Annotated in this window: 14 protein-coding genes and 1 tRNA gene; 8 read left to right on the top strand and 7 right to left on the bottom strand. The window is 51.7% G+C overall.

Going from position 1 to position 26,138, the window contains the following annotated elements; all coding sequences use genetic code 11:
* Together LX98_RS15210 and LX98_RS15215 are read right to left on the bottom strand one after the other, a co-directional pair.
* Entirely contained in the window at window positions 1-1,005 is a 1,005-nt protein-coding gene (locus tag LX98_RS15210; protein WP_496429712.1) for a calcium:cation antiporter family protein, read from the bottom strand.
* 236 nt (window positions 1,006-1,241) lie between these two features.
* Entirely contained in the window at window positions 1,242-2,015 is a 774-nt protein-coding gene (locus LX98_RS15215) for a SprT-like domain-containing protein (RefSeq protein WP_496429713.1), read from the bottom strand.
* A 121-nt stretch (window positions 2,016-2,136) separates the two neighbouring features.
* Between LX98_RS15215 and tadA the strand changes: the two genes are divergently transcribed.
* The 5 genes from tadA to LX98_RS15240 all read left to right on the top strand — a co-directional run bounded on the left by tadA (window position 2,137) and on the right by LX98_RS15240 (window position 11,252).
* Window positions 2,137-2,625: a tRNA adenosine(34) deaminase TadA gene (gene tadA / locus LX98_RS15220; protein ID WP_496429714.1), complete on the top strand. Its 489-nt coding sequence runs from the start codon at window positions 2,137-2,139 to the stop codon at window positions 2,623-2,625.
* A 13-nt stretch (window positions 2,626-2,638) separates the two neighbouring features.
* Window positions 2,639-2,727: transfer RNA gene (locus LX98_RS15225), tRNA-Ser, on the top strand.
* Window positions 2,728-2,994: 267 nt separating this feature from the next.
* Window positions 2,995-3,645 (top strand): IS6 family transposase, encoded by a 651-nt coding sequence (locus LX98_RS15230; RefSeq protein ID WP_496429715.1) that lies wholly within the window; start codon window positions 2,995-2,997, stop codon window positions 3,643-3,645.
* A 96-nt stretch (window positions 3,646-3,741) separates the two neighbouring features.
* Window positions 3,742-8,118: a hypothetical protein gene (locus tag LX98_RS15235; RefSeq protein WP_496429716.1), complete on the top strand. Its 4,377-nt coding sequence runs from the start codon at window positions 3,742-3,744 to the stop codon at window positions 8,116-8,118.
* A gap of 32 nt (window positions 8,119-8,150) precedes the next feature.
* Window positions 8,151-11,252 carry a pentapeptide repeat-containing protein gene (locus LX98_RS15240; protein WP_496429717.1) on the top strand — a complete coding sequence of 1,034 codons (3,102 nt, stop codon included), beginning with the start codon at window positions 8,151-8,153 and terminating at the stop codon, window positions 11,250-11,252.
* 933 nt (window positions 11,253-12,185) lie between these two features.
* On the opposite strand, the gene LX98_RS15245 is transcribed toward LX98_RS15240, so the two are convergent.
* Window positions 12,186-13,274: a class I SAM-dependent methyltransferase gene (locus LX98_RS15245; protein ID WP_496429718.1), complete on the bottom strand. Its 1,089-nt coding sequence runs from the start codon at window positions 13,272-13,274 to the stop codon at window positions 12,186-12,188.
* Between the two features lie 1,027 nt (window positions 13,275-14,301).
* Between LX98_RS15245 and LX98_RS15250 the strand changes: the two genes are divergently transcribed.
* The 3 genes from LX98_RS15250 (at window position 14,302) to LX98_RS15260 (ending at window position 17,575) form a co-directional block, all read left to right on the top strand.
* Entirely contained in the window at window positions 14,302-14,622 is a 321-nt protein-coding gene (locus LX98_RS15250) for a hypothetical protein (protein ID WP_496429719.1), read from the top strand.
* Between the two features lie 684 nt (window positions 14,623-15,306).
* The gene (locus LX98_RS15255) at window positions 15,307-16,425 is read left to right on the top strand and encodes an endonuclease/exonuclease/phosphatase family protein (protein WP_496430616.1); all 1,119 of its coding nucleotides are present in this window, start codon (window positions 15,307-15,309) and stop codon (window positions 16,423-16,425) included.
* A gap of 397 nt (window positions 16,426-16,822) precedes the next feature.
* Complete coding sequence (locus tag LX98_RS15260; protein ID WP_496429720.1) at window positions 16,823-17,575, top strand: hypothetical protein; 753 nt, start codon at window positions 16,823-16,825, stop codon at window positions 17,573-17,575.
* Between the two features lie 183 nt (window positions 17,576-17,758).
* On the opposite strand, the gene LX98_RS15265 is transcribed toward LX98_RS15260, so the two are convergent.
* The 4 genes from LX98_RS15265 to LX98_RS15280 form a co-directional block, all read right to left on the bottom strand.
* Window positions 17,759-18,496: a hypothetical protein gene (locus tag LX98_RS15265; protein ID WP_496429721.1), complete on the bottom strand. Its 738-nt coding sequence runs from the start codon at window positions 18,494-18,496 to the stop codon at window positions 17,759-17,761.
* A gap of 594 nt (window positions 18,497-19,090) precedes the next feature.
* A complete protein-coding gene (locus LX98_RS15270) occupies window positions 19,091-21,583 on the bottom strand; it encodes a carbohydrate-binding protein (RefSeq protein WP_496429722.1) in 2,493 nt (830 codons plus the stop codon).
* A gap of 311 nt (window positions 21,584-21,894) precedes the next feature.
* Window positions 21,895-25,014: a discoidin domain-containing protein gene (locus tag LX98_RS15275; protein ID WP_496429723.1), complete on the bottom strand. Its 3,120-nt coding sequence runs from the start codon at window positions 25,012-25,014 to the stop codon at window positions 21,895-21,897.
* On the bottom strand, window positions 25,014-26,138 hold the full coding sequence (locus LX98_RS15280; RefSeq protein ID WP_496430617.1) for a sn-glycerol-3-phosphate ABC transporter ATP-binding protein UgpC: 1,125 nt from the start codon (window positions 26,136-26,138) through the stop codon (window positions 25,014-25,016). The genes LX98_RS15275 and LX98_RS15280 overlap by 1 nt, the downstream gene beginning before the upstream one ends.

The raw sequence follows: 26,138 nt of genomic DNA on the forward strand, positions 1-26,138 counted from the left end.
TTACCAGAAAAGCACCGAAACCACAAACACCACGTAACACAGACCGTTCATAATCAGATGAATGGGCTTCAACACGCCCCGCCGAACCACCCAGGTTAAATAGCAGGCCGCCACCAATGTCATCGCCATTCCCATGAGAATTTCATGTTGCGGCACCCAGGCTGTCAGCATAATTCCCAAGGCCGGCAATAAACTCCCCTGAAAGACCATGGCCCCGGTAATATTCCCGACAGCCAGGGTATCCCGACCGCGCCGGATCCAAATAATGCTGTTAACTTTTTCAGGCAATTCAGTCGCAATTGGAATAATGAGGAGAGACAGGGCTAAGGCCGAAACTCCCCACTTGGGGGCAAGCTGTTCAATCCCATACACAAAACCTTTCGCCCCTAACACAATGAGGCCCAGGCCGCATCCCACTTGGAACAAGATCACCATTAAATTATCGGGAAGCCCTGCTAAGGTCATATAAAGCGGATGATCCGCCTCGGTTCCATGTCCATCATCCACTAAATTGGCTGAAGATCGAATGGTTTGATACAAATACACCACATACAGAATAACCAGGGCGCCCGCAATGGCAGGCCGTGCCCAACCCCACTCCTGGGGAACAAACACGGCAATCACTCCCAGACAAAACGCCCAGTTAAACCAGAGCAGATCACGGGCGAATCCAATTGGCTCAGGATTTAACGTGCCATGCCATCCTCTTTTCCGTGCGGCAAAGAACCCCATCAGAAAGAAGGCCAATGTGGCCAGCATCAGAGGCGCCCCGAGAATAGCCCCCACCCCCACTTCATGCCGCAACGTTTCAGAGCCCGATGACAACAGGATGGCAAAGATAGGCACCAGCGTTTCCGGCAATGCCGTTCCCACCGCCGCAAATACCGAACCGGTAACGCCTTCCGAAATCCCGAGTCGCTCTCCAAAATGTTCTAAACTGTTGGTAAACGCCTCCGCCCCTAATAAAATGACGACCAAGGATGCGAAGAGAATCAGGATGTCCATTTGGAGAACGTACCATCCCTTTTTATTATGAGAAAGTTCAAACGAGCATGCTAAATTTCATAATATTTTCATATAATTACGCACACTAAGGCAACGCGATTTTCCTTCAGGTACCGCCACCCTTCCCAAGATGCCCCCCCACCTTGCCATCTGGAAATTTATTCTTCTACACTCCCTCTATGGACAACATCACAACAGGCTTCTTGCTCGTCCTAAGTACCATTGTGATCTATGCTCTAACCGTTCGTTGGTGGCGCCATCGCCGGGCCGCCAAACTCGCCGATAAACTCCTCGCGGAAGTCATCCGGGGGAAAGACGCCTTTCGTCGATAAGACTTTGCCATCCCTCATTCCAGTCACACAAAATATCTGCACAGCCGATCTATCCTCTGTCCGATGGCCTCCGCGATTCACACCTCCTCCGACCGTCGATTCTTCATGAGTTTTTTGAGTGTGATGTAATTCAACTTCGACAAGTTTTCCTCGACATCGGCTACAAATATGTCGACTCGGAAAAATCGTTCGCCGTTGCCGATGATAAGCCATTCCGCATTGAAGGCACTGCCAGGCATAGCGATGATGTCTCTGAACACCCACATTCAACTGATGGCGAACCGTCACCCCAAGTCCCGCCGCATTCATCCTGTGCATCATTGCACGAAATTCCGCCCCATGGGACGGACGATGCTTCCGAATATCAAACTGCCATTGGTGAATCATTTCATGTGCCAACGTTCGTCGGAGCTCTTCTTCGGGTTGATCGCGAAGCAACGGAGCGGACAACCGAATCACTCGAGCCGCACCTTGTCGATACTCACGTGAGGCCCACCAGCTTCTTGGGCCAATCTGACTCACAAACAACCCGGCCGATGAGGTTAATCGTGTGCTCCACTCAATGGTAATCAGAGGTAACCGATTCTCAAAAAAGTGGTGGGCAAGACTCTGCCACATGGCTTGCACCTTTTCCAAAGGAACGAGCCTCTGACTCACATTACTGGCGGAAGATTTCACCAAGATTTCCAGGTGGGTTGGCTATACATCAGATAGTGGCTATGTTACCATTTTTTTTGCCTTTCGGAACAAAAACTTTCACTCACACCATCATCATTCAACTGTACTTTTTGATATGACCATGGAGGTATTGGATCCAACCACGGATAGTCAATTCATGCGCATGGCGTTGGACTTGGCGCATCAGGCCTTTCGTGCGGAAGAAGTCCCGGTTGGGGCGGTGCTGGTCCAGAATAAAAAAATCCTCGCAACGGGCTTCAATCAACGGGAGAGCACACAAGATCCGACCGCCCATGCCGAACTCATGGCCATTCGATCCGCTTCGATGGCACTGGGGTCCTGGCGTCTGACGGACACCACTCTCTATGTGACATTGGAACCCTGCGCCATGTGTGCAGGAGCCATCATCCAGGCTAGAATTGCCCGTGTCGTATTTGGCACATGGGATCCGAAAGCCGGCGCCTGTGGGTCAATCTGCAATCTCACAGCGGAGACCAGGTTTAATCACCGGGTGAAGGTAGACTCAGATATCCTGGCAGATGATTGTCGAGCAATCTTACAGAATTTTTTTCAGCAACTTCGGAGTACCCAACCAGTTCCTACCGCATAACATAGACGAACACGGAGAGGTGCGAGAGTGGCCGATTCGGACGGTCTCGAAAACCGTTGTCCTCACAAGGGACCGTGGGTTCAAATCCCACCCTCTCCGCCAGCCTTCGCCACAGCAAAAGGACAACAAGCGGAAAGCGGAGCAACCAAACCAGGATCTCACATAAAAGAGGGTGGGATTTGAACAGGGGTTTTGAAGGGGATATTTCCCCTTCATGGGGTGACCGGAGCCATGCGAAGGCACGAGGGGGCATGGCCCCCTAGTGAAAGTGCGGGGCTAGCAGACCCGCACGACTTCAAATCCCCACCCTCTCCGCCAGCCCTTGCCACGGTATTGTCAATTTAACTCGCGTTTGGCAGAGTGGGCTGCATGAACAAGCCAACACCCAGCTACCAACGTCACCGTTTTCCCTCTGAAATAATCAGCCACTCCGTCTGGCTCTACCATAGGTTCTGTCTCAGCTTCCGTGAAGTCGAAGAGCTGCTGGCTGAACGTGGCATCACCGTGACCTTTCAAACCATTCACCAGTGGTGCCAAAAGTTTGGCCCTGTCTATGCCCACAAACTCATTGTCATCATTCAAAGGGAACGCCAGTATCTGTGGCGAGCGGTCGATCAAGACGGTGATGTGATTGATATTCTTGTGCAGCGCCGGGGCGATGGGCGTGCGGCGAAACGCTTCTTCCGCCATCCTCTCAAAGGCCAAGGGTGTGAACCCCGCTGGCTGATCACTGATAAGCCCAAAAGCTATAAGACTGCGCATGGGACGATCATGCCGATGATGCCTCATCTCAATCACGTCTATGCGAATAACCGCATCGAAGTGTCGCATCAATCGATCCGACAACAAGAGTATTATATGCGAGGCTTTTCAACATCGACTCAAGCCCAACGGTTTCTGAATTTGCATGGACTCACGCAAAATCTCTTTCGTCTGGGCCGCCACCTCATGCAGGCGGTCAACTATCGAATTTTGCGGACTCGATCGTTCCAAGTTTGGCAGGACGTGGTGTGCGCATGAGATGCTTGCCTTAGCGGATTCAATTCGTTCTTGTGTCGTTAAGTTGACAATACCATATTCAACGCAACAAATTTAGGACACGGGGAGGAGTACTTCATGTCAGAAACGGAAATCCTTACATTACATTTTGATCTCAACCACATTCCACACGAGGTGGAGTTCACGCTTCGTGCGGGGGGTGGAAGGCAATATATCCTGACTCCCTATTCGACAACTCCCGGAAAACTGGAGGAGCACAAGAAGAAGAATAAGGCCCTCGCCCTCATGCCGGACAGTCGTATCAACCGGCTAACCCATTTTGTCGAACAGGCCCAACTGCCAACGAATCGAGTGTCCGTGCGCTCGGTCACCTTTCCCTCTTTGGATCACCATCCCCTGCCGGAAGTGGCCCTTGAATTTATTCACATACCACCGAAATGCCGCCGTGGCGCTTTCAAGTACAGCTCCTGGCCTTCGGGAAGGATGCCACACCCCTTTGTTCTCAAGCACATGGGAGTCAAACCCTCAGCGGTCAGTGATGAAGACATGGATGAGGTTGTGGTGCATGCGGCAAACATTAAAACTCCTGCGGATACGGCTAAATCGCTTGTTTTTCACCATCCGGATATCGCGACGATTAATGGCAAATTCGTACCAATAATCGAAAAGCATATTACCGAAGGACAGGGTTTCGAAAACCTGGTCGAGTACATTCAGCAAAACGGGCCCGGCACTGAGGATTGCTGGTACGAAAAATCCTGGGTTACCTGGAAAGACCCGGAAACCCATAAAGAACAGCCTATGCCAGCCAGGACTGATCTGTTAGGAAAGAACAAGAAGCCGATTCTATTTCCCGTAAATCCCGCCACCGGCAAGCCCGGCATTCCACAACAGGCACTGCGCGACGGGTTTGTGTCATCTTCCCAGCTCGAAACCTTGGTTTGTAACGTGCTTATCGCCACACAGGCGGATGAGGCCCTGCACGGGGTCCTCTGGTCTAAGCAATCCGGCACGACACAGGTTTCCCAAACACATGTCCCGCCGAGCGGACCGTCCCTGATTTCAAGCCCGGTGGATTCTCCGAGCAAAGGCTGGACCATAAAAAATAAGACCTCGAGTTACGGTCTGGACCTGTACCCGAACCACGTGAAGTATGATCCCAACGGTAAAACGCTTTCCTTTCCGGTCAAGAACTGGCCTAATCGGTGTCTGTATGCCTATGTCGAATATTTTACGTCCGACGGCACGGTCATCGGTCCGCACGAGGTGCCTGACCGAATCCATGATTCCGGCGAACCCCTTCCGGTTTCCGATGGGTCAAGTTCCACCAAGAGACCCATATGTTGGATTCCTTCCGGAAATCAGGTTTTCGGCATTCCCGCCCTCACGAACCCCACCACGCTGGAGTTCTCATGGCCCGATGAGGCCGCTTCGGCCCACGTGCTATTTGGTGGCTTGGGCGCTGCCGAGGGCTTCAAGGATTGGGATGGTGATGTCGACCTATACGGCACGGTGTTAACCGGGTTTATGAACTATGGTATCGCCTTTTTCAGTATGGCTCTGGGAATCTATGTGATTCGCCCGATCAAGTCCATGCTGACCAAAGAGACACTCACTGCGATTTACAAAGTCGCGGGGGCTTTGGGCATCCTGGCTGTTATCGGCGCGAGCATCAAACACACCACCAGGCCTGGCAAACACATCCTGGCTTATCTGGCCAATAAGATGGCAGGGCTCATGATCGGTCGCCTAGCCGAAATACCACTAAAAAAGATTTATAGGACACAAATAGAAGAGCTGATGTATGAGTACTGGAACTTGATCCATGAGGAGGAGGCGTTGGAATGGATCCCTGTGGCGGGACGAGTGTTGCAGCTGGCAAGCGTGGCTGCGGATATCGCCACGTTAGCCTCGACGACCGTTGAGTGCGTATGTTCCCCCGCCACCTACATCATCGAAGTCACCCGCACCATGGACCTCACGGTCACCGTCAAACCCGACCCACAACATGCAAAGGCCTGGCCTTTGGTGAGTGACCATTTCATCATCTCCGTCAGGTATCCGGGCACCAAGGGAAAAGAGGGCGGGACGACCTATCTTCAATCCGGGCCTATGCACGGCCGCGATACACCGATTGCCATAACCTTTGACGGGATCCCGGCCGGTGGCAAATGCGAAGTCGTCGCCAATATTTACTCAAGCAACAATTGGTTGGCAGGCCGCTGGGACAGTGGCTGGATCGAAGCCGTTCCCGATGAGCAGGACCGGCTTTCGGTTTCCGGCCACATCCGCGAAAGACTGGTGCCCCTAACGCCGGACACCACATACCGTCAAAAACAGCGATTGCTCTACGATGGGAAACTCAAAAAACATCTGTGGGGCGCTACTTATTTTTCAATCGATTGCCGCTTTACCGACACATTAGATCGCAAGAAACCGGACCCATTGAGACAGCCGTTTGATCACAACGGGAACACCCTGTCCAGCGACGATACACAAATTGTCATTACGGTCAAAACACCTCGTTGTCAATGGGAACTATTGGACAAAGGGTCAGGGACCACCTACGAGATCGTGCAGAGGGTGACCTACAACTCGAACAATGAGCCCTCCTGCGTGCTGGAGGTCCAAGATACAAGCCACCGGATTCCTCCGATTCCCTCGCAGGTCGCTGACTGCGCCAACGATGGCCATCGGATGTGCAAGCGGGTCAACATCATCAACAATAACAAAGCCTATCAACTCGGATACACGTGGATGGCTTCCGGAATGAACTTGCCGCGCGATCAGGATACCAATCCCGGCAATGACCAGATGTACGCGTTTCAAAGTATCTCGACGCTCGGGGACCCGGAGGACGGCCTCATCGAGCCGTCTCGCGGGTTCTCACAGCAACCGTATCTGGCTTTCGATCAGTTCGGTTTAACGCCGCTGTTCACCATCGACTACACAACCTTTAAGGACACGCTCAACGCCGGGGGGATGGTCTCCCAGAAGCTCGCAGCTCAGTTTGCCGACTACGCCCTCCCTAAAAATGCCCAAATTAAAGTCATCACTCCGGACAGGGAATGGAAAATCGGCACCCCGACCAAGCCAGCTTACGAACTGCGCAGAGCAAATGTATCCGGCGATGGAGCAAAGGTGCCTATCGAGGTCTTTTCCTATCCCGTGCCAAAACTTGACAATTTTTGGCTCGACCCAAGACCAAGACCGCGGCAAAGTTCAAAAGGTCCGTCCCTCGACCTCTACCACTTGCGCGGTGTCACGTTCGGCAAGGGGCGCTCGACCTTCGACTACAACTCCAACAAGAGCTGGGGCGCGTTTACCGTGCCCGATTTCGACGCGATCGCCGTGCACCCCGGCGGTTACGTGGTCGGTGTCGAATGGAGGCATAAACGAGAGAGCCCCAAAATGCACGTGCTGAGGCTTCCGGCCGAGGCGCACGAAGAGGATACCGCGTCCCTGGCAGCCCCTCTTTCGGGATTCGGTCAACGAGAGGGGCTGATGGCACAGCCCGTGGCTATGGGGATCACCGCAGATGGGCGCATTCTCGTTCTCGAACAAGGCAACAGAAGGATTCAGGCCTTTGATATCAAGGCCAATCCGGTGCACTGCTTCACAGGCGCGGTTCGGTTCGAACTCGACTGGAAGTTTATTACCGAGTTGGACGACCGCACGGCAACGACGGAACTGGTACAGACCTACCAGCAGAATGTTTCACCCTGGCCATTTCAAGGCACGCCGCCGGATCCATCCCATCAGAGTCCCATGATGACGGCCCCCATCGTCTTCGGGGACCTGAGCGCGGTACCGGATCTGGATAGCGGAAAGCTCGGCGATGCGTTGAAGAAACAATTCATGGAGAGTGGCTATCTGCTTCCAAAAGACGACAGCCAAATCAGCGTGGTCCTCACCACAAAAAGCGAAATCTGGTTGATGAAAGACAGAGACACCCAAACTACCTACGACATTCGAGTACTCACGGACCCCCAGGGAGAGAAACATCTTTTGGTGTTTCATGCCCCGTCGTTGATGGTCACGGTCCGGGCTCAAGGCCATGAGTGGACGATTTGCGATAAGGCCAATGCCCTGACTTTCGACATTACCTGTCAGTCGGGAAAGAACCCATCGGAATCCAACACAACCTTGTCTGTGCGGCAGCTCATATCCACCATGGACTTGCGCGAGGAAGTCGCAACTAACGTGACCTATCTGGACCTGGCCGTGGAGTCGAAGGGCTACATTTACGTCCTGTCAAAGGCCACCGGTGCCGGCGGCCATCCTGTATATTATCGCCTGGACATTTACAATCCGGACGGATCGGTGCTGCTAACGAATGCCCAGCGAGGGATCAATGCAGAAAAGTTGACGGTGAATCAGTGGCGTTCCTTGTACACGCTGAATCTGGATACGTTGCGGGGACCTGGCGGCCGGACCGAGCCGGGGATCAGCACGTGGGTTCCGTCCACCTCCAGCAGTCCGAAACGCGCCTAGGCGGACGACCGGACACCTGTTGGAACTGATGGGTGAGGAAGGCGAGGGGCCCGTTTGTGGATACGGATGAGGGCCGCCCCATATTTGTTGTCGACCGCGAGCAAAGCACTATGACTAAACCGGTGTTCATCGGGAAGTGGACGTTTCAGTCTACAGGGAATAAGTATTACCGCTTGGGGGAGGAAGACCACATTGTCGTTGACGGCGAGAAGCCGGGAATTCCCGAACAATTTAATGCATATCGTCTTGAGACTAACGATGTCATTCCCCAAGAGATCATTCTGCAATCCGCTGCGAACAGAAAGTATTTGAGCGAAAAAGATATTGGAGAATATTTAGTATTCAATCTGATTGTCGCCGGCAAAGAAGTATTTAGCGTTGAACACGTGTGTCAATTTACGATTGTTGAAGGGGATAAATCGTTACAACTGAAAATGTCTCTAAGATCTTCGCTCCCATATTCTGGTGGGTACGTATACATTGTGGGGCCCATGCCTCAGTCGAAACATGTCGAAAATAATAACTGGCTTGGGGTTATCGACTGTGGAGTTTCGGGAGCAAAATCTTGGTGGAATCGGGTCGGACCTATCGAACGCGAAATCATCACCCCGGGGATCACCGAGATCCTTGCCAATCACGATTGTAGCGGAATTGATCTGACGGGCGTCGACCTATCCGGGGGATTAAACTTTTCCGGCAAGATTCTGCACGGCGCCCTTTTGACGGGAGCCATTCTCGCCGGCGCCATTCTCGATGGCGCCGATCTCACCAACGCCGAATTGTCTGAGACCGACCTCAGCGGCGCTTCTCTCAACGGCACCATTCTGTCTGGCGCGACCATGAGGGGAACGAACTTCACCAAAACCGATACGACCGGCGCTACGTTCAGTACCCCTCCTGCATTTTCCAACGATCCTACCCAGCCGAAGACGAACTTCACCGAGGCTCGGGTTGATTTTGACACGCTTGGCCTGAATTGGAGCTACCTTAACTTAACGAAGACCCAAATCCTGGGGCTTCCAGTAAATGCGAAAGGGCAACCGCAATTAAAGGGTTTAAAAGCGAAATGTGCCAATCTCGTCGAAATCGATCTGGCCAACGCTCACCTTGATCAGGCATCCTTCCTTCGAAGCACCCTCAACGGATGCAACCTTTCGGGTACCAGCTGCCAGAAGATAGACATGTCGGAAACCGTGCTGAAGCGCTGTGACCTTTCAAGGTCGGATATGACATGCGCCAACCTAGCCAAGGCGACCGTCGACAAAACATGCACGCTTGCAAAAGTGCAACTCACACAATCGACACTCACTCAGGCACATCTCGAGGGAACGAGCTTCACGGAAGCCTGTCTCGCCCGGGCTAACCTTTCTAATTGTTACTTAACGAGCGCGGACTTGAAGGACGCATCCCTGAGCCACGCTAAGCTTAAAGATGCAGATCTCAGCGGAGTGAATCTTAATGGGGCGGACCTTGCGGGAGCGGATTTATCCGGGAGTCAGATGGGCGGGATCAAGCTAAGCTTTGATGTAGTGAATACGACAGATGTCCAGCTCCTGAAGACTGCGCTACACAAGCAAGATAGCTCCAGCATCACAGACATGAAGGATATTTTTTCCAAGCACGGCTATACCTTAGACGGCAACCCGACCATTGACCCGCCGAGGAATCCCGGGGATCTGATGTGGACCGTAAATGAAAGCGCCCAGGCATATCGAGTCCGTGTCGATCCGGCCGGAGAGTACATCGGAGTGTATACATCGTGCAATCCGGCCACGTTGATAGACGCCTTCATGAAGGATGCCATTCTCACCGATGCGAACATGTATGGCGTCACTGCAGACCGCGCCCATCTCTACGGCACCGTCCAATTAGACGGCGCAATACTGGCGGGTGCCAGTTTTGTCGGAGCGAATCTTGGCGGCATCAATCTTCAAGACAGCAACCTTCCCAATATCAACTTAAGCGGTGCCGTACTGACCAATGCCACATTGAAAAAAGCCAACCTGTCTGACGCAGATCTGAGTTACGCGAATCTGCAGAACAGCGACTTCAGCGGCGCCAATTTGGATGGCACAAATTTGACAAACACGGCGATGGCAGTTTCGAACAGCACAGATCCGAGTGTAAGCAATGGTGTCTGGTTGTTCGACACGGCGGGTGGGGACTACTCGTCCTATATTGCCGAGCTGGAAGCGGCAGCGGCGAAACAGTTCACGTTGCCTCCGAGCTTGCAGCAACACCTGCCGAAGACTGAGGGTAAAGTGGCGGTGGATGCGGCCGTGATCAGGGCATTCAAGGATCACGGGGTGAGGCTCTCAGCCAAGGCTCAGGCGAACATGCTTCAATCCGAGCCCACGTGGATTATTAGGGATAACTCCACCATCTACCGGATTGACCGGGGTTTCGATGACCAGCCAGCTCCGGCGCTGGTGGTCCATGGCAGTGAATCGGGGGCAACACTCTTTACCATCGCGATGAACTATGAAGGGGACCTAAAAAAAGGCAAGCTAAGTAGCGATATCAAAAAGGCTTTCGAAAGATTTGGGCACCCCTTGTCGGCAACCGCCAGCGTAAAGACAGCGCGTGAACCGGCAGCCTGGCAGATAGAGGATAGACGCGACAGGTATACACTATGGTCAGGCTTCAATCCGTCGGATTCCCTTAAGCCTACCATTTTTGTGCGGCCGGGTATTCCAAAACTTCAGAAGTTGTTTGAAAAACACCACATTACTCTACGAGTGCAGGCCACGGTTGAATCAGTGAACGGGCTGTGGATCGTGAACAATGACAGCGGTAATCCCTGGGATACTCAATTGGGCTACGTGCAGTTCAAATTGGTCGGCGACGCGAAAGACAAGCGGCTGGATGTCTACGGTTGGATTTTTTGCATCTCCCGGCTCAAAAATGAACAACAACTTGAATTTCATCTTATCGTCTGTCAGAAGACTAAGCTTACCAAGGACGACTTATCTGAGAATACGCAATGTGCCAATGGTGAGTACGTAAGGGACAACATAACAAAGGGGTTGTCGTTTGAGGAATGGATGCGCGCCCGCCAGCCCCCTGCACCGCCCACATGCGTTCCCTCTGGAAACTATTATTGCCCGGTTCAGAAAAATTCAACACCATCTTGAATTTTGCGCCAGACTCCGTGCGATTAATTGCTTTAAACCTGTGCATGGCGAATTACTAAATGATGCTGCCAGATGGCCCATGACCGAGTTTTGACCAAGCTGTCTTTATGGTAAAATCTCATCGCCCTTTCCAAAAATGTAATTTAAGGAACCCAATTCCCTGTTAATTCCCTGTTCTTGAAGTCTCCCGTGAAAGGGTGAAAAGTTTAATACCCTGTTTTCAATGAGAGTTATGCCCATTTTGTCAAAAAGTCTCCTTCTTAAACGAAAAAATTTTCCTGTATTGTCCCTGTTATTGATGGAATAAGAAATTTGAGGGTCGTGACTACCCGACTAGGGGTAAGTCAGGGACAAACGAAGGATGGAAGGGGGAAATCAGATAATAGTAGTAGAGAGAGAATTTCGCGGCTGACTGCGCACACCGCCAACACATTAGAAGCCCACTTAGTCCAAGTAGAGCACAAAGATTCTATAATACGGCAAAGACAGAGAGCGGGATTGAATAGAGGTTCTGAAGGTGATACTTCCCCTTCATGGGGTGACCTAAGCCATGCGAAGGCACAAGGAGGTGTGCACCCTAGTGGGAGGGCGGGGCTAACCAGTGCCGCACGACCTCACATGCCCACCCTCTCCGCCAAGCAGCCTGCAGCAACATCGGCTTCTCCCCGCATTTCGGAATATTCCTAACACGTCCGCGAGGTAGGCTCCCTTGGAGCTATGACTGACGCGCTTTCCCGCCATCATCCTTCTCTGATTGTCCCCTTTTTCATGCAGATTTCTCTGACGAGATTTTGGCGGTCCCACTTCGCCTTTGTGTGTGAGACCGAGAGAGCCCATGGCCGGATTGGACTCACCACAGCCATGTTCTCTGGAAAAAATGGTATCGTGACCGACTGTTGGTTTTTTCATGCAGCGCGGTCAGCCAAACCCGCGTTAAATTGACAAAACCCGCGTCAGCAATACACCCAGAGAAATGAAATGAAACTCGTAGCGTTCAGGGTCGGCCGCGAATCGCTTTGTCATTCGGGCGTACAGCTCGTCGATGAGCTGTGGCCGATCCGGGGTGTTGGGCAAGCCGGACGTTACAACAGGTTCCGAGAACGCCCGAATGAACCCGGCGTAGCTTTCCGCCCAAGCGCGCGGGTCCCCACTGCGGGCGAATTCCTCATTGAAGGGGACTCGGCAATCCCGGGCCTCGGCCTTCTCGACGCGGAATGCCGGCGGCTCCCCGTTTTCTCCGGTCGGCGGCAACAACTCCGGAAGCGATCGATAGTAGACGGGGAAGACGAAATTCTCGTAGACGTCGCGCCTCAGGCGACCCTCCTCCACCATGTCAAGCATCGCATCGCTTAGACCGTCAATAATTCCATTTGCGGTGTCGTGTTCGTCGTTGCGTCCGAAGACTTGAACAAGTAGCTTTCCGCCGGGCTTCAGCTCGGCGGCACGAGCCCGATAGAAACTCAGGATGTCTTCATGGGCTTGTTTAGTGAAAGCCGCTCTTTCTTCCTGGCTCACAGAGACCCCCTTGCGAAACGCACGCTGCGCCGGTGGGGAGGGGGAGATAAAACGCGGCAGGCGCGTCTGGGGTAAGACGGACATCCAGCCCACCGCATTGAAGGTCGTCGCGATGTCAAGGCTTGACGCCGGAGCAACCCGCTCGAAGAGCGACCCGCCGACGGCAGCGGGATAGATACCGGCAATGCGACTCGAGGATGTCGCATCGGGAAAAAGGTTGGCAAAAAGTTGATTGAAGTCATTTGTCGGCAAATCATCGAAGAAAGTCCAGATGTCGGCCGAGGTGCGTTCTCGCAGCGCCTCGATGATCGCCCCTACCGCATGAATCGCGTTGGCGCCTTCCGACGAGCCGAGGTCAAGCAGCGCGATCGGCGTGCCGTTTTTCGGCAAGGGCAGATCGGCCATGGCATCTACGATCCAGGGAAGGAACTCGTCCATCGCCGCACGCTGCCCCGATGAGTGCGCATCGTAGAAGCCTCCCCCTCTCATACCAGTTGTGCTTGGCATGCTCAGGTCTCCTGCCCATCACAGGGCATTGTTCAATAACTTGATGTGATCACATTGATAGGGGTTTTTTCTCACCCCTTATGCACACACCGATTCCTTGCAGACCCCAAAGGCTGGCTTCGCAGTAGACGATAATTGACGGCCTGCATTTGAATGCGTCGGAGTTGCACAAGAATATCAATAATATCACCGTCTGGATCCACGGCTCACCGCAAATAGTGTTGTTGTCCTTGAATGTCAAAACACATGTTATCGAGTGGCCAAGTATCATCCGAACGACCTTGTCGTTTCATAAGCTTGCCTGCTTAGACAGGGCAAAATTTTTGACATCATGGGCGAAGGGTTTCATAACTGGGGATAATGCATCGTTTAACCAGAAGCTCTTCCACTTCCCGAAACCTCAGAAAGAATCGATGGTACAGCCACATCACATGACGAATAATTTCGGTCGGAAACGATGGCGTTAATAGCCGGGCGTTACGGAGTTCATGACCCCGAGTGTGCCAAACATGCGTTAAATTGACAATACCTGCAAGAGCCACTGAGTTTGAACACTACATCAAGACCGGTTCGGGGAGCGCGTTCGCTAAGAAAAGGCTTTGGTCATGGGAAAATTTTTCCCTCATGGGCTGACCGCAACTGGCAAAGGCACTATGGGCATGGCCCCCTAGTGGGAGTGCGGGATGAGCCAGACCCGCACGAATTCAAATTCCCACACTCTCCGTCAACCAATCTAATTGAGGACGGCACTCCCACACTTTCAAAACTGGGTCTTGATAGGAAAACTTCTATGGTCGGGCAGCAATGATCGGCCATGCCAAATGCTGTGCGGGAGAGATTGCCACCCGGGAAAAGACCTCCAACAAGCCGCAGCGGGAACAGCAACGGGCGAAGGTGTCAGAAACTTTCCTTTCATGACCTATTTGGTGAATTGCCTTTTTTTGTGAATCTTGCCACGCTACCCCCCCTGATCCAAATGATCGGCCGCTTGGGAACATCTTTTTCCCATTTACAGGAGGGCTCCCTAATGCGAGCAATAATATTCTTTGGATGTTTCCTGGGTATGGCAGGGAGTACCTGGGCCCAATTTGGCGAAGATCCCTGGCGACCGGCTTCACAGCTTCACCCGACTCCCCCCAGGTCCTTCTATGATCAAACCCCAGTCCCTTCTTCCCCAGCGTCGTCGCAAAACTTTGATGCGTGGTACCAACAACAGCGTGTACAACAACGGCAACAACACGATCGTTACCAGCAGGAGGCTCTACAACATGACTTAAATCAAATGAACCGTCTGCGGACATATGATCGACTGCGTTGGGGACCTCTGCAACCATATTCCCCATACTAAGTTGTGGCGGATGGACTCTTTCGCAAACCTATTTCTCCCCTCTACCCTTAAAAACTGATTGGGGCTAACATGTTCTTGCTGCAGTGCTTAAGGTGAAAGTCGTGCGTGAGTCCCACTCGTAGCGCTGCAGGGGCCTCATGCGCCCGTAAGTTGACATCCTCGTACTTCACGCCACGTCACAGCCGTTCGACCAACACATTTTCAACCCATCGCTCTTTGCCGTCCAGGTAGTACAGCCAACACCTCACATTGGCGGATAACCAAGGGCTCTGCCCTGGCTTTGATCATAGCTGTTCGCTCAGTCATCGACCGGATCCGAGCGCGATGGCTAAAAGATCCTTCTTGTGCAGCAAACTGTTCAGCTAATTCAGCCAATGTGCAGTCCTAGCGGATACTGGCCAAGACCGCTTCACCTTGAAAGCGGGAAAGTGATGCCGTCGCGTGCATGTTGCCATCTTCTGCTCATTCCATTGAAAACCATAGCTCAGAAGATTATGTGAGGAACACTTGATTTTTAATCTGAGGTAAGTAAAGTAGAGGCGGTTTAATTGGGGGAATTGGGTACTCTCGCTCCTCTGATGGAGTAGTCATTATGAATACAAATTTGGGAAAAAAAAGGAGTTGTGGAATATGGCCATACCAACATACTTGATGAAAGGGGTCTTCTTCCTGAGCATTTTATTGATGGATTTCGGTTATGAAATTTCAAGGGCAGACGGTTTTATATCACGAGAAGAATGTTCTCCGGACCAATCGAAATCATCGATACCTGTGCCCTGTACTGTTCGATTTCTGTCTTACAATGTTCATGGAATTTCTCCGATCCTGAATTCCATTTATGTCGGAATACCTGTGAGGAATGATGATACCCGAAGTGGTTTGATGGCCTGGTTGCTCATGGATTATGATTTCATTTTATTACAAGAGGATTTTGAATTTCACCGGCAAATTGTCCATGAATTCACCTATGAGCTCATAGAACAGGGGAACGGGCCACGGATAGCTCTGGCTCCATTATGGCTGGTCACCCTTCCCATTAAAATCGCCAATGTTGGTTTTCAGTTATTTGATAGTCCTGGCATTCCTTTCCGTGTCCCCTATGGGTCAGGGCTAACCATCGCTTCACCCTACTATAAAGCTATGAAAGAGGGAGTCACACAGGTACCGCTTCCATATTGTGAAGGATGGTTGGATAGGAAAAATGATTGCTGGTCGACCAAAGGGCTTCTTCGAGTGCCGGTTCGTCTTCCGAATGGCGCAGAATTTGACGTGTATAATACGCACCTGGATGCCGGGAGAGATGAAGAAGACCGAGCCGTTCGAAAAAAGCAAATTAAATTCCTTGCAAAATGTATCAAGAAATTATCGAAAGATCGGGCCTTCATTTTGGGAGGGGATTTCAATTCGCAATATGACCATGGGGGAAATGAGGCCTCAGGAAAAGACTATGAAATTTTAAAAGACTATCTCATTGATGAGTTGGCCCTCAATGACAGCAAGGCACGTCCAGAACCCAATGGCTACTGGAAAAATCGAGTGGACTACATTTTCTACCGAGGAGGTCAAGGAGCCAGGATTGAATTAATCGGCTCTGGAAGGGAAGATCAACGTTTCCGGCATCCTGTTAACCGAGGCAGACAAACTCCAAATGAAAAGTATGGAGATTTTCTTAGCGACCACCCTGCCATTCGGGCGGAATTCAAAATCTTACCGTCGCCACTCTCCGCTCATGCTTCACGGGATAAGGAAAGAGATTCGTGTGCAGAAGAACCTGTGAAGGAGAAGATGGAGATAGTTTGGTAGGATCAGCTGTAGTCGACTTTTTCAGTTCGTTCATCATACATAGTGGAATCGTGGGACACGATATCGCCATTTTCCCTAAGACACGTAGGGTGAACCTCCCTGCATCCTTTATCCGGCTACATTCATTCTCTAGCCAATAAGACAAATCCTGGCTATATTAAAAGAAATAGCCGTTAAGGCCTGTTTACAGCTCACTTGCTATTGGATTGCCTCGGCCCTGGCACAGGAAGCCGGTTCGTCAATCAATCCCAATCTGCCAGAAACCGGTTTTTATAGAACAGCCATCAAGTAAATTCGTGAGTGCAAAGCAGAGATTAGGAAAAGATTCCATGCCGATTCTTTATCTTGATGAATCTCCCGGTGTGGAAAACCTACCCCTTACTCGTGGAGGTTTTGTATGGGGTTGCTAAAACAACTACGGGGTATGTTCATTCGCAGAAAACCAATATCCACCAATCCCCTTTATGAGATTGTTCTGACTTATTTACAAAAAGACATTCATGAATCACCCCATGAGTGTATTCATAACCTTTCTAAAGCATCGAAGGAAAAGATCCTACAGGAAATTTACAATGTGACAGAAACCCTATGGCAGGCTCCCGATAGAGTATTGGCCAACCGTGAAGGATTGCTTGAGTCCATGTTACACCAGGTGGATTGTGAAATATTTATGATTGAGCCCGGCCATAAGCTATCCGGTTTCAATGGTATTTCTGGCAAATTGAAAGACTTCCTGCCTGAATTTGCGCAAAAACGCATAGACACTGGCGAATTAGACTGGAAACAAAAAACGAGCCCAACAAAAGATGAGGCCTATAAGTTGGTGTGGGGCAAATGGTTGAGGGCCAATCAATATTGCAAAATATTTAACGAAATACGGCTTTATTTAAAGGATTATCATTCGAATAAGGAGCGAGACTGGTTCTTTCCCCTTCAATGTGCCTCGGCAGCTTTTACAGAATATAATTTTCGCAAAGAATATGGCCTCACACAGATCATTGATGGTGCTCGAGCCCTACAATATGGTTCCTTTCTTGAAATCGTTTCTAAAGGCCACAAAGACCCCTTAGAAGAATGGGAAAGAACCTATAATGAATTATTCCCTCTCCATTCTTCGTCCTATGCTGAGTCTAGGAATGGGAAAAACTAGGCCATAATCTTTCCTCTGCTAAAAAACGAGTCACGAGCAAACAAATATCCCTCCATCCACCTTCATCTGCTCCCTCTTGCCGGTTCCTCCAAAATCTGCCTCAAATCCATCTGATGAATAACGAAATCTCCTACACAATTTTTCAGACGGTGATCCTTTGGTTTTAGTTTATTAATGGGTGGGTTAACCACCACGTCGTGAAGGAGGGATTAGTTGACGGCGAGGGGCAGGTCGCGAAGGAAAGCGTTGGGGATCGGAAGTCACAATAATGTCACCTATAGAAAACTTTCCATTGACCCCATCATCGTTCGTCATATCTCCAAAACCGATTCTGGGTATTCCCACCCAGTCATTTCGTTTCAAAGCAAGTTTTCCATCAACGTACACCTTGGCAAATCTTCCAACCTCAACGGTTAAAGTGTAGGTGTGAAAGGTATCAGTCGTGTCCATTTTAAACGTCCCTTTTTCGTCTCCCCATCCGATGGCATCCTCATCAAAAAAGATCATATGGCTTCGTGGTCCTTCTGCGAAGGTCCCGTCAGAGATGTCGACAGAACCGTAAAACATAATGCCCGCATCAAGAAAATTATGCGGTTGCTCCACTTTGTGCACTTGCAAAGTAAACTCAATGGAGAACCCTGTTTCGAAGTCAAAAGGAATATCTTTATAAAACCACATGTACGCTTTCCCTGGATGTTGATCGATCGCTCTTAATACTCCAATCGTGTTGAGGGTTACATGACTCCCGTTTGTCACCACGTCCAATGGAAGAACCGCGTTGGTGGAAACCTTCCAACGTTGCTTTTCCGGCAACTGGGAACCTTTCAAAACCGTCGTTTGTCCCGACTGCACTCCTCCACATCCGGTGAGGAGAAACATGGTGACGAGCGTCAATTGCATAGTGACTTTTTTAATCCGCATGGCAGACCCCTTTGCAAAAAGGCCCAGTAAGAAGGCAAAGCTATCGGAGACGGCCCTATGATTCTTCCTAGACTTTACATCACCCCAGCGATGAACAGGCCCTGATAGGACACACTTACAAAAATCTCCCTATCCACTCTTGGTTTATGAAAATGGATTCTACTATAGATGGTGCAAATTAAACATGAACAATTTCCGATGCAGATGTACAGTGAAATATCCGATCCTCCTCCCAATCCATCCCCTTTACCCGGCTTGATACCCGCCCATTGCCCATCAGCAGAATAATTCCCCTACGATTCTGCCTGAGATAACAGAATCAGGACCAGACAAGGGTATCGGACGAATTGTCGTTGGAAAAGGAATGATGAAACGGTATTTCAGAATGGACAGGATTAGCCGGGATACTCGGCGGAAGGCATGGCCAGACGATTGAAGAAGTAAAGGATGTTCCACCAACCAGCGAACCATGCAACCACTGGCTGGTTACCTGATCACACGGGATAGCTTCGCGTCATGTGCGAGTTCACCTTCGATGGCACACAGGGGTACCAGGGCAGAAATTACCCGGTAGTCGATGAACCTTCGGCTTTCCTACTGATTCGGATGTTCGGCTTGGCTGTGAATGACAAAATAGTCCAATTCCAAAGTTCCGGTATTCGATTGCACCTCCAATGTGATCGTATGGGAACCGGCGGGGAGCGCCTGAGACAATCGCATCTCTTGCGTCACCTTATAGTCACCCAGGTTGCCCCCATCTTCCATCTCGATCGTCGCCTGGCGTCGGCCATCCACAGAGATATTGACCTTATCATCAGGGCCTTTGCCCTTGGTATATCGCAAACGAAGGCTTGGATTTGTAATGTCATCGTTCAGGTTCAACACATAGTTCGCTTCCCCCGTCCCTCGTATCGTTTGTCCCCCGGACGCCGTCTTGCGGGGGGATTTCAACAGGGTACCCGAGCGATAGTCTTCAGCCTGCTGGGTCACAAGGTAGCCTAAAGGTCGCAGCACATCAATGTTGAAAATCGGACTCGAGGTATTGTGCCGTGAATAAGCCGGCCGGTCAAAACTCCAGGAATCCCCTGGGATCGTTGTCCATTCCTCATGCGTCGGATCGATCGGGTACGTCTGCACGTCACCGGAGGAGGATGCGGCCCGGATACGGGAGATATCGCTATTATCATTGGCCACCCACATGGAACGCATGGTGACAAACGGCGCGGTGAGGGTGTCATACGTTACATCCGTCACCCGAACCGTCGTCTTGCCCGGTTCGGCTTGGAGCTGCAATACCGCAGACGATCCGTTTTTATATCGCACGTTGATGGACATCGTGTGCGGATCGATATCCAGCCTCTCAATCGGAATGAACGGAAACAAGAGGTCCTCTGCCGCCGGCCCGATAATCATCGAGGATCCGAAACAGACCCGCTCCTCCCGTCCCACCGGGGGTTGCGTGATAATCCTTGCATATCCATTAGCATAGAGCACAAATATTTGCGGGGGGGCATGAGCATCATCCGTCCGTTTAAGAAACTGGATAAAATCGTGGTCCGGCTCCGACTGCCCACCCACAATATTGACGGCCATCCCCGATTCATAGGGCCACCCGGACACATCCATGACTCGAACCGCTACATCGCCGTCATTATAGATGTCCTTACCGTCGAGATCGGCGATGTCCACAAAACCCGAGGTCACCAAACTCGCATACTGCACGGCGGCACCGGATGCAATGACCCGAGGGGTATCCCACCGTGGCGCGGTCGCCTTTGTCTTTGCGAGAAATTTTAGACTCTGGTTGTCTGCGTCATAATAGGCAATATTCGGATAGCCTCGTGCCGTCACCCCCAGCGAGGCAAACCGGCCAACATCTCCCACCGCATCAAGAACGATCCCCGCCGGCCATGTTTCGGCGTCAGCTTCTTTGTGCAGGTATTTTAAATCCTTATTCGTGGCATCATAATATGCCACATGCAGAGCCCCATCAGGACCAAACGCCGTGGACGTATATTGCCCAACATCTCCCGACGCATCCAACACGACCGGGGTCGACCATCCCCGTGCATCCTGATAGATGTATTTTAAATGTCCGTTGCTCGCATCGTAATACGTGATATGCGGATAATGCCCTTCATAGGCCCCGTTCATTTTCTCTGTCCAACCCTCATAGTACACGCTCATTGAGGGGTAGGTACCAACATCCCCGACGGCATCCAAGACCACGGGCGCCGACCACCCATGCGCGTCATCGTTGGTGACATATTTCAAATCCTTTGTGTCCGCATCGTAATACACCACATGCAGGCTGCCCGTGGGACCTATCGCCATGACTGCATGCTGCCCGACATCGCCGTTTGAGTCCAGAATTGTTGGAGTCGCCCATCCGCCCACCATATCCGGATTGGGTTTGTAGGTATATTTTAAATTCCCATGATCCGCATCGTAATACACGACATGATGCCGCCTATCCCGACTAATACGCAGCGAGACGAATTTCCCGACATCGCCGGTGGAATCGACAATCTCCGGCTGACGCCACTGCCCCTTTTCATCCCGGACGATATACATGAGATTTTGTTTGAGCGCGTCATAATAGGCCATGGCCGGTGGTGCACCTAAGCCCACCCAATACCGGTCTGTCGGCGGGTACGCCAGCGACACATATTGTCCGACATCCGCATTGTCCACGTCCGGCGTTTCAATGGGATACCAATAAAAACCGGGCGACTGCCAGGTAAATTTCAAGGTCCGTTGCACCGCATCGTAGTAAGCGATCTGCGCCGTTGGCCGCATGTCCCAGGCCTGTTCGCAGTTGGTGAGATCCCCAATACAAAGATCCTTCTGCCCGCGTTGGAGGGGATAATAAGTGGGAAAGGACGCGGTGATTTGATAGTCGGACACAAAACCGCCATAGATCGGAATATTCACATTGTCCTCTTCCGCACACTGTGACGGAAAGCTCATATTCTTGGCGTGACGCACGGTGGTGGCTCCCGCAGCATGAATGGTTTGCAGGCCCACCACCACACACAGCATCCCGATAATCGCCAGATTTTTTGTCTTACACGTACGCCAAGCCATAACCATCAAGCGATCTCCTCACGTCTCATTATGAATGTGAATGGGCACGTTGACCGGGTGTTGACAGACGGGTGTGACCCACGCCCACACGCCCCGCTCTAACAATTTTCGTTTTCCATTGGTCTTCGGCGGCAGAATTCTTCCACAACTTATCATTCGACCAGGATCATGAACCCCGGTGGCTGGTGAACGACAAACTATAAAGGAGAGTCAGGAAAATACCTTCATGACAGGGGGCATAGACTACAGCCTTTTATCCCATCCCTTACGCCTCACGCCTTACCCTTGACTCTTTACACCAAAACCACAATTTACCATTTGGCCATCAACGTGAACGTATTGCCTGACAACCAGATACCGTGATCATCCACACGGGAGCTGTCATCGCCCTCAACGACAACCTGCTTAGGCTTACCCTTCTTGTGGATTGGCCAGCGAACATAAATGGTTCTGTCCGTGAATTTTGGCATATCCACATCCAGAGTCAGTCTCTGGTCGTTGTCATCCCATTTCGCCTGCATCGTCAGGTTTCCGAAATGCGTGGGAAAATTCGAAAGAGCAATACCATCGCCCACAAGCCATTCACGTGGGGTACCAAACAGCAGGTTCAACGTTTTACTTTTGTCTTCTTCCATCACGATGAGGCCCCGGACAGAATTTACATATCCTGCCCCGACCCACGTATGTGGCATATCACCAATATACACACCCTTGCGGCTGTCGGACAGAACAACTTCGGCAAACTCATTCCAATTGGCCGGACGCCTGCCCTTGAACAAAATTTCATGCAGGTCGAAAGCTTCCTTGCGATACCCCAGGGTCGCGAGAGCCAGAATATTCCGCACCTCGTAAGGCGTATACGAATAGGGCGTCGAACCGGCATCCCGTTCTTTCACCATCCGGTCATAGTTCCGGAACGTCCGGTCCAGAATATCTGCCGGCAGAACGTGCCAGGCTTCCGTGGGAAACATGGCTATAGCAATAGAGGTCGGATCAGGAGTGCCTTTGTCCGCATCCACAGGAATATAGTCCAGAGACTTCCAGGCGATAGTCTTTTCAATGGACTCCCTGACGCTTGTGGTGAAGTTTTTCGACTCAATCCTCGCCCAGTCGGCCAAAAAGTCCCGGCCCAGGATTTCCGCCATTTCAATCCCGTCCGCCCAACCGCGAATAGCCCAGAAATCATCCCAATAACTGTGCATCGGGGTAATGAACCCCTCATGACTGATAGACGGGGGCAAGATGCCCTTCAAGCGCTCTCCTGCCTCAAGATGGGCATAATGTTTCGGATCAAGCGTACGCTCCCGCAACGTAACAATGTACTTCATCGCCCGATGAACAGCATCAAAATGCTTTTCCAGGAAGTCTCTATCACCCGTAAAACGATAGTATTCCATGATCGCATAAATAAACTGACCCTGGCTGTCCCATTCGATGTTCCTCCCCCAGCCGTCATACACCTCACCGCTGGTGAAAAGAATAGGAGGCACGAGACCGTCAGGCTCCACGCGTTCGGCATACCAGTTCAGAAAATCCCTGACCTCATCGAAAAAACCAAGCCGCATGAGCGTGGCGGAAATGACCGCGCCATCCCGCATCCAGGTCCGGTTGTAGCTGCGCGCACCTGGCTGGATGACCACGCCATCGTTGTTCAACAGAATATAGGCTATTTGGGACTTCACGGTATTGACGACGGCCTTATTGGCAAGCTCGAATTTCACACGGTTAAGCTTGTCGGTCCAGAAGGTCACATACTCCTTCCGCAACTTCTCGAAGTCCTCGGCCTTTTTCAGATGGGTCAGGGTCTCATGCAAGGGTGCCGCAAACACAACCTCCTTGGATTCACCAGGCTTCAATTCGAATGCATAGGTCCAGGCTGCCGAGAGCAGACCGGTCCCGGTCTTGTCCTCAATAGATTTGGCATCGCCATTGCCGTCTGCACCGGCGCTCAGCATAACCTTGCCTCGCAGATGGTTGGCAATATCCCCGTGAGCATATTGCGAGCCAAGAAAACTGTCGGCAGGCGATAGGGCCAGGTAAGTATTTTTGTCGTTGATCATGACCAGTTTTCCGGTTTCATGCACGTACCGGATCGAATGGATAGGCGACAATCCGCCATGTTGCCACTTGGGATTAATCTGGGCGGGCCTGATCGTCACGATGAGATCGCCCTTCCGTACGGTATCGGAACGATTTTCAAGCCGATGGCGCACATAAGTCATGCTGGCATCGACAGGACCGCTGGTAATGGCCTCGGACCTGAAATGCAGTCCATTCCCCGTCTCCCATTTCACGATAGGAGCCGGCAGGTACCCGTCTTGCAATTCCTGGTGTATGTTCGCCGCGACGGCAGCCGAATACAGATTGTCACCCTCTTTGACATAGGGCATCAGCATGGGACCGTCGCGCCGATATTCCAGATTGCCATATTCATCAAAGAGACTTTCCTCGCTATCTATGGGAAGGCCAACCAGTGTCCAGTAAGTCTGATAGCCCCTGACATGTGGGGGATAATCACCGAAAGGAGCCCTCCGGGCATCAAACTGATACCGGATAAAAGGGGTGAACACTTCCTTGGGACCACGCAGTGAAATATCACTAATCCCGAAACCGCCACTGGCTTTAATAGGGTCGGTCAGCACAAGCCTGATGTAGCGTACCTCTGACGGATCTTGCGGAACAAAATCGGACTGCCCCTGTGATCCCGCCGAGACAGAGATAGAGGAGACTTCATTCCATGCCTTTCCATCCAACGAAATGGCCATATCGACCGAACCGGCATATTGATCCCCCCAATCGATACGCAATCCGGATATCACCCTGGACTTGCGCAAATCCAGAAGCAATTCTGCCCGGTCAACCGCCTCGCTTTTCCAGACGGTATCCTTGCGGCCATCCATCAGTGCCGGAGTATTCGCTCCACCGCCGGCGATCACGGAGATATCGACAATGTCGTCAGTCCCCTTAATATCAAATTCCCAAAGGGAATTCCCCCAGCTCGTCGCTCTCTCCCGTGTATCCAGCCGGACATATCTCGCGGTAACGGGCCGGATAAAAATATCATCCATCTGCCCGTCGCCCTCGTCGTTAATATACACGGTCGTCCACACCTTGGCATCGGTCGAAACCAGAAGGTTGTATTTGTTCGAATACCCGTTCTCCCAATGCAGGGTAAAGCCGGTGATCTCAACAACCTTTCCAAGGTCAATGAGCGCCCATTCCTCATCCTTTGCTTGACTGGACCAGCGAGTCTCCATGTTGCCATCCGCCAGGTAACCGGGCTTGAATTCATCACTCTGAATCGAGGACGCAGTCACCCGCCAGGTATCCTTTGCCGGGATATTGGATGTGGCCAGCGCGGCTGTCGCGGGCACCATCAACAGGATCAGAATAAACAGTAATGTCAACACACGTCTCTTGAAAAAGGTCATCAGTGATCTCCCTGACTTGTCGTGAGGTTTCCGGAAGGTTTGTGCCGAAGCTCCTTTCCGTCTTTCCCGAAAAGATGGCAGTGGTCTGCCGCAATACACACCGTCAGCCGGTCGCCCTTCGCGAAACCGAACTCGCCGGATGCGCGGAATATCAGCAGGTCCTCGGCATCCGGCGTTTCCAGATAGACATAGGAATGGCTGCCGAGTGGCTCCACCAGCTTGATCTGCGTCTCGACGAGGTTGTGATCACCCCCCGTCGCCAGATGCTCGGGACGAATGCCAAGCGTGACCGGAGTATCAGGGGGCAATGCTCCGGCAACGCCATTCACCTGGATCGTCGCTCCACTTTGAAGTCGGACCCTTGTGGTATCCTGGCGGCGATCAATCACGACCCCGGCCAGGAAATTCATGGCCGGCGATCCGATAAAGCCGGCAACAAAGCGATTGGCAGGATACTTGTACAGTTCATTGGGGGAACCCGTCTGTTCAATACATCCATCCCGGAGTACCACGATCCGATCGGCCAACGTCATGGCCTCGACTTGGTCATGCGTGACATAAATCATGGTGGTTTCAAGCGTCTCGTGCAGTCGTGCAATCTCATGACGCATCCTCACACGAAGAGAGGCATCCAGATTGGAAAGGGGTTCATCAAAGAGGAAGATTTGCGGACGCCTGACAATCGCCCGGCCAATAGCCGTGCGCTGGCGCTGTCCACCGGAAAGCTCTTTCGGTTTCCGCTCAAGCAACGCGGTCAGGCCGAGCGTCTCGGCAGCCGCGCGCACGGCCCGGTCGATTTCTGCGGCAGCCGCTCCGGCAATTTTCATCCCGAAGCTCATGTTGTCATAGACAGTCATATGCGGGTACAGCGCATAGGACTGAAACACCATCGCAATACCGCGCTCGGAAGGGGGAAACCCCGAGACATCGGTCTCACCGATTGTGATAGTTCCCGAATCGATCTCTTCGAGGCCCGCAATGGTACGCAACAGCGTTGACTTGCCGCAACCCGAGGGACCGACAATCACCGCAAACTCGCCATCGGCGACATCAAGGTCAATTCCCGACAACACGGTCGTCTCGCCAAAACGCTTGTGAATATTTCGCAGGGTCAGACTGGCCAT

The organism is Nitrospira marina (genome assembly GCF_059568365.1).